Genomic DNA, 13,627 nt, shown 5'->3' with positions numbered 1-13,627 from the left:
CGCTACGGATCATGACTACCGAGCCGACCGCCACGCCCTCCCGTATCGCCGTCGTCACCGGCGCCGGATCCGGCATCGGCCGCGCGGTCGCCGTCGAACTGCTGCGCGCGGGCTGGTCGGTGGCCCTGGCCGGCCGCCGCACCGAGACCCTGGAGGAGACGGCGGCCCTCGCACCGGGCGGCGCCGCCCTCGCCGTACGCACCGACGTCTCCCGCCCGGAGGACGTGGCCGCGCTGTTCGCCGCGACCGTGGAGCGGTTCGGGCGGGTCGACCTGCTGTTCAACAACGCCGGCACGTTCGGGCCGGGCGGGGTGCCGGTGGAGGAACTGCCCTACGACGCCTGGCGGCATGTGGTGGACACCAACCTCAACGGGGCGTTCCTGTGCGCGCAGGCGGCGTACCGGCGGATGAAGGAGCAGCACCCGCAGGGCGGCCGGATCATCAACAACGGCTCGATCTCGGCCCACACGCCCCGCCCGCACTCGGTGGCCTACACGGCGACCAAGCACGCGCTGACCGGCCTCACCAAGTCGCTGTCGCTGGACGGGCGGCCGTACGGGATCGCGGTCGGGCAGATCGACATCGGCAACGCGGCCACGGACATGACGGCCCGGATGCAGACCGGTGCGCTCCAGGCGAACGGGGAGGTGGCCCCGGAACCGGTGATGGACGTGGCGGATGTGGCGCGCACCGTGCGGCACATGGCCGAGTTGCCGCTGGAGGCGAACGTGCAGTTCGCGACGGTGCTGGCGACGGCGATGCCGTACATCGGACGGGGCTGAGGGCGGGCGGAGGGCGGGGCGGAGGGCGGCTCCCCGTCGCTCAGAAACCGAATTTGAACATTCGTGCCATTGCGGCCGATCGGGGACGTGTGTTCAACTTTCCTCCACAAGAGCTTCACAGTTGGAGCACGAAACTTCCACAGCCACATCCAGGGGGGTGGTGGCGGCCGTTCCACCGGACCGGAGTTGGGGGTGGACCTCGCGGGACGCGGGTACACGCCGGTGGGTGGAACGGCCGCCCCCTACACGGCCCGGCCGGCTCAGCGCCGGTGCCTGCCGCCGGGCACCGACCGGTCCTCCACCGCGGCCGTCGCCGCCTGGACCCGCCGCCTGCGCAGCGCCCAGACCCCCGCCCCCACGAGCGCCAGTGTTCCGGCCGCGCCCTCCGCGAGGTGCCACGGCGACTCCTTCACGGACGCCGCACCGGTTGCGCTGGCCGCCGCCCGGACCGTCTTGTGCGCGGGCGCCGGGCCGGCGCTCGCGCCGCCCTCGCTGAGCGGGTCGACGAGCAGCCCCACGGCCTGCGCCGAACGCCCGTGGCCGAAGCCCCAGTCGAGCAGCGCGGCGGCCTGCTCGTAGACGGCGTTGCCACCGGTGACCGGGTGCATGACGGTGACCAGCAGGGTGCGACCGCCGCGGACGGCCGCGCCGGTGAAGGTGTTACCGGCGTGGCTGGTGTAGCCGTTCTTGACGCCGATGAGACCGTCGTACGTCTTCAGGCCCCACGCCCCGGTCAGCAGGCGATCGGTGTTCTGGATCTGGAAGGTCTTCTTGCCGCCCGCCGGGAAGTCGGCGGTCTTCGTGGCGCAGTAGCCGCGGAAGTCGCCGTCCCTCAGACCGTGGCGGGCGAAGAGCGTGAGGTCGTACGCCGAGGACAGCTGCCCCTTGTGGTCGAAGCCGTCGGGGCTGACGACATGGGTGTCCCGGGCCTGCAGGTCCTCGGCCTTGGCCTGCATCTCCGCGACCGTCTTGGCGACGCCGCCGTTCATGTGGGCGAGCACGTGCACGGCGTCGTTGCCGGAACGCAGGAAGACGCCCTGCCACAACTGCTCGACGGTGTAGGTGATCCCGGGCTTGATTCCGACGAGGCTGGAGCCGGCCGGGATGTCGGCGAGGTCGGCGTCGGTGACCTTGTACCGCTCGGTGCGGTCGAACTTCTTCAGCACGGTGGCCGCGAACAGCATCTTCAGCGTGGACGCGGGCGCGAGCCGCCGGTGCGCGTCGAACGAGGCGAGCACCTCCCCGCTCGCGCAGTCGGCGACGAGCCACGCGCGGGCGTCGAGCTTCTTGGGCAGTCCGGTGGCACCGCGCACCTGGACACCGCCGCGCGCCAGACGCGCACCCCCGGTGGGGGTGGCTCCCCGCTCGAGCGAAGCCGAGAACTCGGGGGTCCTCGCGGACGCCTCGGTGGCCGTGGACAGGGGAAGGGCGGCGGCCGTCAGCCCGAGGACGGCACGCCGGCTGAGCCGGGAACATTCACGCACCCCGGGACGGTACACCGCTTCCAGCAGGGCGTTCCCGGCCGGAGGGCGGCTACGGCCGGAATGTGCCGAGTCCTGGAATCGAACGGGGCAGATCGTCCCGACCGGGCAGGGCGCGGCGCGGTACCAGCCGCACCGGTCTCCCCGTACGGCCCGCCGGCGGCACTCACCTGCCGAGCACCCGGTCGATCTCGGCCAACTGACCCGGGGTGAGCGGCCCCTTCGCCATCGCCCCCGCGTTCTCCTCGGCCTGCGCGACGGTCCGGAAGCCGGGGATGGGAACGGTGCGCGGGCTGCGGGCCCACAGCCAGGCGAGGGCGCCCTGGGCGAGGGTACGGCCGCCGCTGGTGAGGAGGGAGCGGAGCGCGTCGACGCGGGCCAGCCACTCCGGGTCGGCACCGGACCCGTCGCCCTGGTAGCCCCGCAGCCAGGCGGGCGGGCGGCTCCGGATGTCCCCGGCCGCCGGCGTCCCGCTCCGCCGGCCGGCCAGCAGTCCCATGGCCAGCGGGCTGCGGTTGATGCTCGCGAGTTCCAACCGCTCGCACAACTCCAGGAGTCGCGGGGCGTCGTTCAGCACGTTGAGCGCGTGCTGGGTGGCCGTGCAGTGCGGGCCCGCGGCGAAGACGGCGGCGCGTTCGGGGTCGTCGGTGCTCCAGCCGTAGGCACGGACGAGCCCTTCGCGGACGAACTCCTCGCACAGATCCCGGAGTTCGGCGGCCCGTGCCGGATCGGCGCCGGCGAGATGGAACTGGTACAGGTCGACGTGGTCGGTGCCGAGGCGGCGCAGGGAGGCGGTCAGGGCGCGGCGGGCGTACTCCGGGGTGTCGTCGGTGCCGGTGAGGGTGCGGGTGTCCGGGTCGAAGACGTTGCCCCACTTGGTGGCGAGGACGACCTCGTCCCGTCGTTTGCCGAGCGCGCGGCGCAGGATCTCCTCGCTGTGCCCGGTGCCGTAGCTGTCGGCGGTGTCGAAGAAGGTGACACCGAGGTCGAGCGCACGGCGGATCGCCCGTACGGACTCGTCGTCGTCCACTGGACCCCAGCCGACGGGCTGCCCGTCGGCGGTCCGGTGTTCTCCCCCGACGGCCCAGCACCCGAAACCGAGTGCGCTCACATCGATCCCGCTGCGTCCCAGCGTCCTGGTGGTCTCCATGCCCCGGGACGCTAGGAGTTGAAGCGCACGCGAAGGCAAGTCCCGCGGTGCTGCCCCGTCACGCCTGCCCGGTCTCGAACCGGGAGATCCGGCCGTCCCCCTCGACGGTGAAGGTCCACTTGGTGCGCATCTCGCCCCACGTGTCGTTGCGGTAGCGGGCGCGGAGGGTGTGGCCGCCGTTGGACTCGTTGTCCACCTCCAGGTGGCCGTGGGAGGAGAAGATCTCCCCGTCGATCCACTCGGCGAGGTCACGGTCGGAACCGTCGTCGGCCATGGTCGCGCCGGGGGCCAGAAGGGCCATGAACCCCTCGCGGTCGTGGGAGTTGACGGCGTTGACGAAGGCCCGGACGGTCGGGTCGCTGAGTTTCGCTGGCTGAATCGTCATGGCGCCAGGCTCACACCGCTCCCCCGGCCCCGCCACCCGAACGCCATCCAGGACGGGCCCACCGGTGTGCGGGGTGCGACGGTGGAACCGCGGGAGGGATCTGACCGCCTGTCTGCATGGGAGTCACGGTGACCTGTTACGACCGACGTGATCTGGGCCTGCTGCTGCTGCGGCTGGGCACCGGCGGGGTGCTGGCCGCGCACGGCGCGCAGAAACTGTTCGGCTGGTTCGGCGGACATGGTCTGGAGGGGACCGGCCAGTTCATGGAGTCCGTCGGCTATGTGCCCGGCAAGGCGAACGCCACGGCGGCGGGCCTGGCGGAGACGGGCGGCGGACTCCTGCTGGCGCTGGGCCTCGCGACCCCGGCGGCGGGCGCGGCGGCGGCCGGCGCGATGGCGGGGGCGGCGGCGGTCCACGTACCCAACGGCTTCTTCGCCCAGGAGGGCGGCTACGAGCACGCCGCGAGCCTGGGCCTGGCCGCGGCCGGCCTCGCGGTGACCGGCCCCGGCCGCCTCTCCCTCGACCATGCCCTTGGTCATGTCTTCGACCGCGGTTGGATGGTGCCGGTGGCGCTGGGGGTCACGGCGGCGGGAACGGCCCTGGTGGTGGGGGCGCGGAATCGGCGGATGCGGGCGAACGCGGCGGGGGAGCAGGAGGCCCTGTTCGAGGAGTAGACGGCCTCGCGTGCAGGCGGCCCCGTCGTGGTGGCAGGCACAGTCCCCTGAGCCCGTCGCCGGGCAGACCATGACCGCGACGGAGGAGCCGCGGAACCGCGTGTCCCACTCCGGGTCCGTGAAGTCGTACCGGATCTGCCCGTCCGCCCCCACCGCCGCCAGAAGTTCAGCAGCTCGGTCGCGGCCTCATAGCTGGGCGTCAGCCCCCACAGCGGATTGTGCGCCTCATCGAACAGCCCAGCCACCGTTTCGTTCGCGGCAGCCACGTGCTTGAACGCCTCGCACAGCCAGTCCCGATTGTTGAGGTGCGGGTACTCCCGGAAGAACGCCTCATGCCGCTCCTCCGCCTCCACCAGCCGCTCACCCGGGCCCGCGATGAACGGCTCCTCGATCAGCCCGTTGTCCTCACAGAACCGTACGAAGACACAGGCCAGCACCCACGCCACCGCGGCCTGCGTGACCCGCTCGTCACGCCAGGCGCCGTACGTCGCGGCGGTCCGGGACGCATCCAGCGCCTGCTGGTACTCGCCGCGCAGCCGGACGCGGAACTCCTCCACGGACTCGCTGCGCTCGCGCAGGTCGTCCTCGAGCGCGACCAACCTGCCGCTTCAGGTCCTTCAGCAGCGCTTCCTTGTCCACCCCGGAACCGGACTCCGAACCCGAGCCCGCAACCGCATCCGCGACCGTCCTCTTCGCATCCTTCTGACCGCGTGGCGTCGCCTCGGCGTGGCCGGAGCCCCTCACCCGAGCCCGGCCCACGGCCGGAAACCTCCCCCCATCCTGCCAGCCCGGACCCCGCACACCAGCCAGTGGCTTGTCACCCGGCCTTGGCCGGAAGTGAAGGTGGCCTTGGGTTCGGCGCGGGGTGGGGGCGGGCGGGATCCCCCGATGGCTCATCTCTTTCCCTGGACTCTCAAACCGTGATTCTGGCCATGGTTCTCACCCTCCGGACCTGGTGGGGTCGCACTGTTGTTCTCACAGAGAGGTCACAGGTTGATACCCCCCGCCGCAAGAAGACAGCGAATAACCCTCGGCGCGATCCTCGCGCTCATCCTCGGATCTTTAGCCACCACCAGCCACGCGGCCGGCTCCGACAGCCCGCCACCCGTCCACGGTCCCGGCGCACAGACAGTCGCAGCCGCCGCGCCGACCACACCCAACGCGCCGGAGGCGGGACCGCCGTTCACGAAGACCAACGGCGTGTGGCAGGTCGACACCACCACGCCGACGTTGCGCAACACGGTCAACGCCACCAGCGGGCACAAGACCACCTCGACCTTCGAGGTCCACACCACCGATTCCAGCGGCAAGCCCACCGACACGGTCGTGAAGCTGACCGACGATAACCAGTGGGGCGTTCTCGTCTCCGGTGAGGTGAACGCGGGCAAACCGGCCTCTGTCCCGGTTCCCGCGGGCAAGCTCAAGAACGGTGTCACCTACGCGGTCCGCTCGTCCGGGTACGACGCCACCAGCAAGGTCTACGAGAGCGGCTGGTCCCCGTACTCCACCTTCAAGATCAGCGTTCCTCCGGCCGAGAAGCCGTACGTCACCTTCCCGGCGCCGCAGGCCACGTCCACCATCGACTCGGTTGCGCAGACTCCGAGAGAGTTCGGGCGCACCGATCCCGGCCCGATTCAGGGAGTGCGAGGCAAGGACACCGGCCGGAAGTGCTCCGCCCCGGACTCCAAGGGCCGGAAGGTGTGCATCGAGATCAGCCGCGATGCGCCGACTCCCGAGGACGCAGCGGTTGCCAAGAGGGCGATGAAAGACGCTCTTCGGGGTGCCGATCTCGTCCCGTGGTGTGCCTCGAAGCCGGGCGGCAAGGATTACATCAACCGGACCGAGGCGTGCCTGAAGAATGTCGGCTACGCGACCCTGATCTTCGTCGACGCGGACGAACTGCCGAAGTTCGGCACCGCCACGTTCGCGCTGTCCCAGCAGATCAAGCTGTACAACAAGAAGTCGGACACCGGCACCGACCGGGCGGAGTTCGATCAGCAGCTCACTGTGGTTCCGACGCACATCGATGACGCCACGGAGGGTGTTCACCTCACTTGGGGGGCGTCCGACAACTGCAAGGACTGCACCAGCTCGCAGGTCCAGTGGTCGAGCGACGACGGCCTCAACCACACGCCGCACTGGACCGTCGGCCAGGTCGGGTCCCAGTACGCCATGACCGCGAAGAAGCAGACGATCTGGAACGGCACCGGCAAGGAGCAGTTCGACCTCGGCTGGAGCCTCCTCGGTTCCGTCGACGCCGGAGACGCGCACGCCCAGACCAGCCTCGGCAGCAGCGGCGACGTCCGCGTCCGGGAGCTTGCGCCGCGCTGCGACGACATCGCCGGAGGCACCATCAAGACCGGCTGTGTCTTCCCGTACTTCAAGCCCACCTGGACGGTCGACACCAACCTGTACCCAGCGGCCGGTGCCTACTACTGGCTGGTGCAGCAGAAACTCCCCTCCCACCCGGGCAGCCCGCAGTTCGACTCCCTCGTCACCTACCTCGGCCCCGGCAACAACGCCGATCCGAACGGAGGTGACTGGACCGCCAAGAAGAGTCGGACGAAGGTGTGCCCCACCAGCTGGACGCCGAACAGTGCCACGCCGAACGGATCGTGCGACGAGTACGCACCCGCGAGTACGCGTCAGAGCGGCGGCATGCCGAAAGGCCCGAACCAGGTCGGCTCCGGGAACGAGTGCGCACAGCTCTACACCAGGCCGATGACCGGCGGAACGTGGGGCCTGTTCGCTGAGAACCGCAACGGTTACACCGGCCCTAAGTGGAACGAGAAGTGCGGTCGTGCCTCCGTGCCGGAGGAGCAGAACGAAGCCGCTTTTCGTGACCTCGGCATCAAGTTCGTTCCCCAGATGCGGCTGCTCGACGAGGACGGGTTCTTCATCAGCAATCCCGGCTTCGAGCACTGCAAGAACGCCGACACGGTCTGTGCATGGAAGAAGGTCGGCTGACCTGACCGCTGACTGACCGATCCTGTGGCCGGAGCACCCCCGTGGTGTTCCGGCCACAGTGCTATGCGAAGCGTGTCCAGTCGGGATCCAGTGGATACAGGGGGCCGTCCCACACCAGGGCCTGATCGACGAGACCGGGCACCGCCGTGTCCTGACGTCCGTCCGCGAACTCCACGCCCCGATTCTCGTAGAGGGCGTCGGCCACTTCGATGAGGTAGTCGGCGAACGACGGCCACACGCCCAGCTTGGGGATGCCGGCCTCCTCGAAGGTCCCGATCCGTCCGTAGCCGGGTCCTCGGGTGCAGTCGGTGAACAGCCCGTACAGGCAACTGCGGTCGGTCGCGGCGAAGGCGAGGTACCGCATCGCGGGGTCGACCGGCATGCCGATGGTGTGGGGGCCTTCGTCCCAGTACGGCAGCTGCTGCACCGGGGGGATCGCATGCTGCATCGGCAGCAGCCAGGCTGTTCCCTGTCCTTGGAGGGGGAGCCCGGTTTCGGGTTCGGGTGTCCAGCCGAAGTCGGCGGGATGGCCGGTGCCGTTGCGGAGCCGGTACAAGGCTTTGAGGCCTGGTGGGATGGTGAGGTCCAGTTCCTGCTCAACCGCAAGGATGTCGGCTTCCGGGGCGGGTGGAGGAAGCATCCGGTAGGAGCGTGGAGCGTTCTGCCTCAACCACGCTTCGATCCTCGCCCAGGCACCCGCTACGGCCTCTTCCTGCTGTCGGTCATCGGTCATAGTCGCGACCCTACGGTTCTCCCACACGCGCAGTGCCCGCATCCGGACAACGCCGATCTCCGGAAACCGTGCAAACCCCTCCCGTTCAACAAAAGTGTGAAGTTAAAGTGATCGCCGTGACGGCTCCGACGACTCCCGCCCCGGCCCCTGCCATACCTCCGCCCCCGGACTTCTGGGCAGCGGGCCAGCACCACTACCGCACGGCACGCCTCGCCGCTCAACCGCATCTACAGCGACCTGCCCGCCGTTGAGCCGGGCGGCCATCCGCGTCCCTTCTGCGTGCGGCTGGAGGACGCGATCACGGCGTGCGAGGACCTGGTGGCCGAGCGGTCCCGGCGGCCGGACGTCGTGCTGCTGGACAGCCGGGCCGGAATCCACGACATCGCGGCCATCACTCTTACGCAGCTCAGCGGGCTCGCCCTGCTCTTCGCGGTCAACAACCCCTCCACCTGGGAGGGTTACCGGATGATGTTCCGGCAGTGGTCGCAACGGCCGGACCGGGCCGACGAGCTGCGCGGCCGGCTCCGTATCGTCGCCGCCATGTTCCACTCGGCGGGCGACGCCAAACGGGTCGGTGCGCTGCGCGACCAGGCGTACGAGGCGTTCTCGGAGTTCCTGTACGACGACGTGGAGCCGGACGCCGAGGAGGACCTGCTCGACCTGGACGCCCCGGCAGCCTTCCACCCGGCGCCGCTGGACAGCGACGCACCGCACTCCCCGATCCCCATCCTCTTCGGCAACGACCTGGTCGGCCTGGACCCGCAGCGGGGCCGCGACTGGCTCGAACTGCCCTTCATCGAGGCCGCCTACGCCCGGTTCCTCGCCGCGCTCGACCGACTGGTCCCCAAGCCCCGTACGGAACCGTTCATGACGCACGAACCGACCCCCGAGGAATACCGCACACTGCTGCTGCACGCGCCGGGCAGTGCCTTCGACGCCGACACCGAACAGCCGGACCTGCTGCGGATGTTCACCCCGGCCAGCCACCGGCGGGCCCTGGACCCGGATGTCACCGTGGTTCTGGGCGCCCGCGGCACCGGCAAGACGTACTGGACGAAGGCTCTGGAGAGCGAGGAACTGCGCAGCGTCGCCGCGGCCTCGTACATGATCCCTCGGCTGCGCGGCCTGACCGTCACCACGGGCCATGGGCGGGGCGGGGGCAGCGACGCCGCGTATCCGAGCCGGCGAGTCATCCGCAAGCTGGTCCAGCAGGCACCTGACGGCGAGGAGTTCAGGGAGTTCTGCGAGAACTTCTCGTGCGCGGTGATCCTGACCGCTCTCAAGGTCCCGGATGTGTTGCGGCACACCGACTGGCAGGCCCGGATCGGCTGGGTGGCCGAACATCCCGAGGCCTACGACAGCGCCCTGTGGGCCAGGGACCAGGAAGCCCGCCAGAACGGCCGTCCCCAACTGCTGATCTTCGACGCGCTGGAGCATCTGCACCAGGACCGTTCCGTGATCGACAAGCTGGTGTCGGCGCTCTTCGCGGCAGCGCTGGACCTTCGGCTGAGCTACAGCAGCCTGAGGGCGAAGATCTTCGTCCGTCCCGACATGTACGAGAGTGCGCCGAAGGACTTCGCCGACGCCTCGAAGCTCGGATCCAACCGCGCGGAACTCACCTGGACCCCCGAGAACCTGTACGGCATGCTCTTCCACCGGCTCGGCAACCAGCCGGGGCCGGAGGCCGGGAAGTTCCGGGAGCGGACCGGGCTGTGACACTCCCAGGGCGACGGCCGGTACACCGCACCCGTCGAGGTCATCGCCGATCCAGGGCGGCAGGAGGAGGTCTTCGGCGCCATGGCGGCCCTGTACATGGGCGCCGACCACCGCAAGGGCTACACGTACACCTGGCTGCCCAACCACCTCCAGGACGGCGAGGGGCAGATCAGCCCGCGCACGATGCTGCGCGCGGTGTCGAAGGCCGCCGAGGTGACACGGGACCGGCACCCGGGGCACGAGTTCGCGCTGCACCACGACGCGATCCGGCAGGCCGTGCTGGACGCCTCCCAGATCCGGGTGGACGAGATCAAGGAGGACGGCGTACGGCTGGTCGGTCTCCGGGGCGAGGTAGACGCGGGCCGCGTCCTCGATCAACGCGGCATCGAGCGCGGAGCCGCCGATGGAGCGGAAGAACGTGGCGTTGCTGTCGAAGTCGCGGGCCGCGGTCTGCCAGTCGGTGATGCGCAGCTCTGGCCGCAGCCCGTCCGATCGGAAGGAGACGTACACCGACCTGGCCGCGAGCGCCCGGTGGTAGAGCGAGCGGTTGTGCGCGTACCGGACGGCCTCGGCGAGCTGCCGTACGAGATCGAGCCGGATCTCGGGGGTGAGCTTGCCGCCGTAGGTCGCCAGGTACTGGTCGAGGCGCAGATCGGTGTGGCGGTGGCGGAACAGGATGGCCGGGCCACCCTGATGCTCGCGGATCTCCACCGCCTCGACGATGCCGCGGTGCGTGATGCCCTGGAGGACCTGGTATTCGCGGCGGGCCGCGCGCTCGGTGGACTTCTTGTCCGCCTCGGTCGCCACCTGGCTGACCAGGTAGACGCGGACCCGGCCCTCCTCCTGGACCAGACCGTCGTCACGCGCGGCGAGGTGGTCCTCCCAGGAGGCTCCGGCGTCCAGCGGGTGCGGCTGCAGCTTCCAGACGTCGCCGAACCGGAGATGGGCCGTGGACTGCCGGATACCGATGGCCTTCAGCAGCCGAGGCAGAGTGTTCCGGGAGAAGTCGGGGGTGATGCGGCGCTCGGGACGGTCGGGCGGCAGGCCGAGGAAGTCCTGCCAGATGCGCTTCAGGCCGGTGTTCCGGTCGTCACGGCCGCAAACCCTGACGCGCTGTACATCGTCGAGATGGCTTTCCAGGTCCGGCGCGGAGAGGAAGATCGCCGCCTCCACCCGCGGCACGGAACGCTCGGGGATGTTGAGCCTGCGCGCGGCCCACAGCAGCTGGCTCCTGAAGTCCTTCGCCTTGGCGTCGTTGAAATGCAGTGGGTTGTTGATCGTCCGTGTGCGGTCGGTCCCGTGGAAGTTCCACGTCGAGCCGGAGTTCTCCAGGCGTCCCGGGTGGCTCTTGATCTCGATGAGGTAGAGACCGGCAGGTACCGCGATCAGCAGGTCGCACTCGTTGATACGACCCGACTGCGCGGTGAAGGAGAACGTGGCCCAGGCACGGTAAGGCTCGGCGGGCGGCATCAGACGGCGAACGTGGTCGAGGGCGTCCTGCTCCCACGGGAAGGGAGAAGGCCGCTCCTGGAACCACTGCTGCACCGGACGTGGCGGTCCCGGCTTGGGCACGGGGCGCGAACCTCCTGCCGCCAAAGCCCGACCTCCACTGTCCCCACCCCTTCTTCAGGGAAACCCCTGGTCGACCGTACCGCGCCCTGCCGACGGACCGGATCCGTCTTTCACAGTTCGGTTACGACGAGCTCGGCGGGATACTGATGAGGGCGGCAGACGAGTCGGGCTGTACGCCGGGTTCTGTTCCCCGGTGCCCTCGCGGGCGCCGGGGCGACGGCCATCCATCTAGGACCGACGTTGCCGTCGGTCTCGTGCGGTCTACCCGCGGACTCGGGCGGGCAGCCCTCGATCGTCCGCGCAGAGCGCTTTTCACGGCGCTCCTTTTGACCTTGCTCCAGGTGGGGTTTACCTAGCTGCCCAGGTCACCCTGGGCACTGGTGGTCTCTTACACCACCGTTTCACCCTTACCGAGGACCGAGGTCCCCGGCGGTCTGTTTTCTGTGGCACTGTCCCGCGGGTCACCCCGGGTGGCCGTTAGCCACCACCCTGCCCTGTGGAGCCCGGACGTTCCTCGGGAAGCCCCCCAGGGGGACTCCACGCGGCCGCCCGCCCGGCTCGTCTGCCGTGCCGACCATGGTACCGGGCGTGGGCCGCGCCGCGGACCGGCGTCCGTCACCGGCTACCGGGGCGGCCACGCGCCGACGGCCGGTGCGCCGGCCGACGCGCTCACGCCGGGACGAAGAGGATCCTCGCCGTCCCGGGGTCGGCCCGGGTGAGCCGTACCCGCAGGCGTTCCCCGAGGGGCAGGTGGTCGCCCTCGATGCGGCCGATCACCGCCGGGGACTCCACCTGCACGGTGCCGACGGTCGGCTGGTGCTCCGAGACGTCCACGACACAGCCGTCGAAGACATCCCCGACCCGGTCCTTGAGCACGGCGGCCTCGACGATGTCGACGCACTCCCGCTCGACGGTGCCCGCGCGCCGGGCGCCGTCCGCCATCTCCCGGGGCAGCGCGTCGAGTGCGGCGAACACCCAGTCGGGCGCGGCCTGGCCGGCGACGGCCGCGAGACAGATCTCGGAGGCGTAGCGGTCGGCGAGGCGGCGCAGCGGCGCGGTGCAGTGGGCGTAGGGGGCGGCGACGGCCGCGTGCGTGATGATCCCGGGCAGGACGCCGTCGTGGAACACGGTGTAGCCGGCGCCGCGCAGCAGGGTCGTGCACTCCTGGAGGAAGGCCGCGTGGTGCGGGTCGTGCGGGTCGAGGGTGCGGATCAGCCCGGCGTACGACAGGTGGTGCGGCCAGTCGATGTGCAGGGCGATCGCGGTGCGGCGCAGCCGGGCGACCGCGCCGTCGGGGGCGGCCGGGAGGGTGCGCAGGATGCCGATGCCGGTGGCCAGCATCAGGTCGGCGGCGGCCATGCCGGTGAGCAGGGAGAGCTGGGCGTTCCAGCCGTCGGCGGGCAGCGGGACGCGGTAGCTCGGTTCGTAGGTGTGGTCGCGCTCGACGATCTCCTGCTCGGGGACGTTGAGCGAGATGCCTCCGCGTTCCACCTCCAGCCGCTCCCGGGCCCGGCCGACCTCCCTGAGCAGCGCGACCGGCTCCTCGGCCGTCCCGCTGTCGATCTGCCGCTGCACGCCCGCGTAGTCGAGCTTGGCCCGGCTGCGGACGAGGGCCCGGCGCACGTCGACGGCGCGGGTGCGGCCCTCCGCGTCCAGGTCGACCGTCCAGAGCACGGCCGGCCGGGTCTGGTCCGGCAGCAGGCTCGCGGCGCCCTCGCTGAGCACGGTGGGGTGCAGCGGGACCTTCTCGTCCGGGAAGTAGATCGTGTTCACCCGCTGGTGCGCCTGCGAGTCCAGCGCGCCGCCGGGCACGACGAAGGCGGCGACGTCGGCGATGGCGTACCGGAGGCGGTAGCCGGTGCCCTGCCGGGACAGGTGGATGGCCTGGTCGAGGTCGGTGGAGGCGGGCGGGTCGAGGGTGAAGAAGGGGATGTCGGTGGCGTCGTACGACGGCAGCGCGGGCGCCTTCGCCGAGCGCTCGGCCTCCTCCTGCACCTCGGCCGGGAAGCTCTCCGGGATGCCGAGTTCGGCTCGGAGCGCGGCGAGGGCGGCCCGGAGGGGCGCCTCGGGGGCGCCGGTCACGCGGATGTGGCGGCGGGGCATGCAACGAGCGTAGGCCGAGGACCAGGAGGTGGCACGCCGTACCCTGGCGCGGAGGTCTACGTGA

General features: G+C 70.6%; 9 protein-coding genes, 1 other RNA gene and 1 pseudogene. 4 read left to right on the top strand and 7 right to left on the bottom strand.

Annotated elements, in window-relative coordinates; all coding sequences use genetic code 11:
• Positions 1-11 precede the first annotated feature (11 nt).
• Positions 12-782: an SDR family oxidoreductase gene (locus tag AC07C1_RS07960; RefSeq protein WP_478937660.1), complete on the top strand. Its 771-nt coding sequence runs from the start codon at positions 12-14 to the stop codon at positions 780-782.
• Between the two features lie 260 nt (positions 783-1,042).
• On the opposite strand, the gene AC07C1_RS07955 is transcribed toward AC07C1_RS07960, so the two are convergent.
• From AC07C1_RS07955 to AC07C1_RS07945, 3 genes are all read right to left on the bottom strand, one after another.
• Positions 1,043-2,266 carry a D-alanyl-D-alanine carboxypeptidase family protein gene (locus tag AC07C1_RS07955; RefSeq protein WP_478937659.1) on the bottom strand — a complete coding sequence of 408 codons (1,224 nt, stop codon included), beginning with the start codon at positions 2,264-2,266 and terminating at the stop codon, positions 1,043-1,045.
• 163 nt (positions 2,267-2,429) lie between these two features.
• Complete coding sequence (locus AC07C1_RS07950; protein ID WP_478937658.1) at positions 2,430-3,413, bottom strand: aldo/keto reductase; 984 nt, start codon at positions 3,411-3,413, stop codon at positions 2,430-2,432.
• Between the two features lie 58 nt (positions 3,414-3,471).
• Complete coding sequence (locus tag AC07C1_RS07945; RefSeq protein WP_478937657.1) at positions 3,472-3,798, bottom strand: nuclear transport factor 2-like protein; 327 nt, start codon at positions 3,796-3,798, stop codon at positions 3,472-3,474.
• Between the two features lie 128 nt (positions 3,799-3,926).
• Between AC07C1_RS07945 and AC07C1_RS07940 the strand changes: the two genes are divergently transcribed.
• A complete protein-coding gene (locus AC07C1_RS07940; protein ID WP_478937834.1) occupies positions 3,927-4,472 on the top strand; it encodes a DoxX family membrane protein in 546 nt (181 codons plus the stop codon).
• A gap of 993 nt (positions 4,473-5,465) precedes the next feature.
• On the top strand, positions 5,466-7,439 hold the full coding sequence (locus AC07C1_RS07935; protein ID WP_478937656.1) for a hypothetical protein: 1,974 nt from the start codon (positions 5,466-5,468) through the stop codon (positions 7,437-7,439).
• A 61-nt stretch (positions 7,440-7,500) separates the two neighbouring features.
• On the opposite strand, the gene AC07C1_RS07930 is transcribed toward AC07C1_RS07935, so the two are convergent.
• Positions 7,501-8,172, bottom strand: coding sequence for an SMI1/KNR4 family protein (locus AC07C1_RS07930; RefSeq protein ID WP_478937655.1), 672 nt, complete (start codon positions 8,170-8,172; stop codon positions 7,501-7,503).
• 279 nt (positions 8,173-8,451) lie between these two features.
• Here AC07C1_RS07930 and AC07C1_RS07925 point away from each other — a divergent pair, with 279 nt between their 5' ends.
• A complete protein-coding gene (locus AC07C1_RS07925) occupies positions 8,452-9,888 on the top strand; it encodes a hypothetical protein (RefSeq protein WP_478937843.1) in 1,437 nt (478 codons plus the stop codon).
• Positions 9,889-10,446: 558 nt separating this feature from the next.
• Here the strand turns inward: AC07C1_RS07925 and AC07C1_RS07920 are convergent.
• The 3 genes and pseudogenes from AC07C1_RS07920 to AC07C1_RS07910 form a co-directional block, all read right to left on the bottom strand.
• Positions 10,447-11,358, bottom strand: a pseudogene (locus AC07C1_RS07920) (NERD domain-containing protein); the annotation flags it as partial.
• A 258-nt stretch (positions 11,359-11,616) separates the two neighbouring features.
• An RNA gene (gene rnpB / locus AC07C1_RS07915) (RNase P RNA component class A) lies at positions 11,617-12,021 on the bottom strand.
• A 108-nt stretch (positions 12,022-12,129) separates the two neighbouring features.
• Entirely contained in the window at positions 12,130-13,563 is a 1,434-nt protein-coding gene (locus AC07C1_RS07910; protein ID WP_478937653.1) for an RNB domain-containing ribonuclease, read from the bottom strand.
• Positions 13,564-13,627: the final 64 nt, after the last annotated feature.

It is taken from the genome of Streptomyces sp. NPDC045022 (assembly GCF_056432605.1).
Note: the sequence above shows the minus strand (reverse complement) of the source record. Positions and strands in the feature narration are given on the sequence as shown.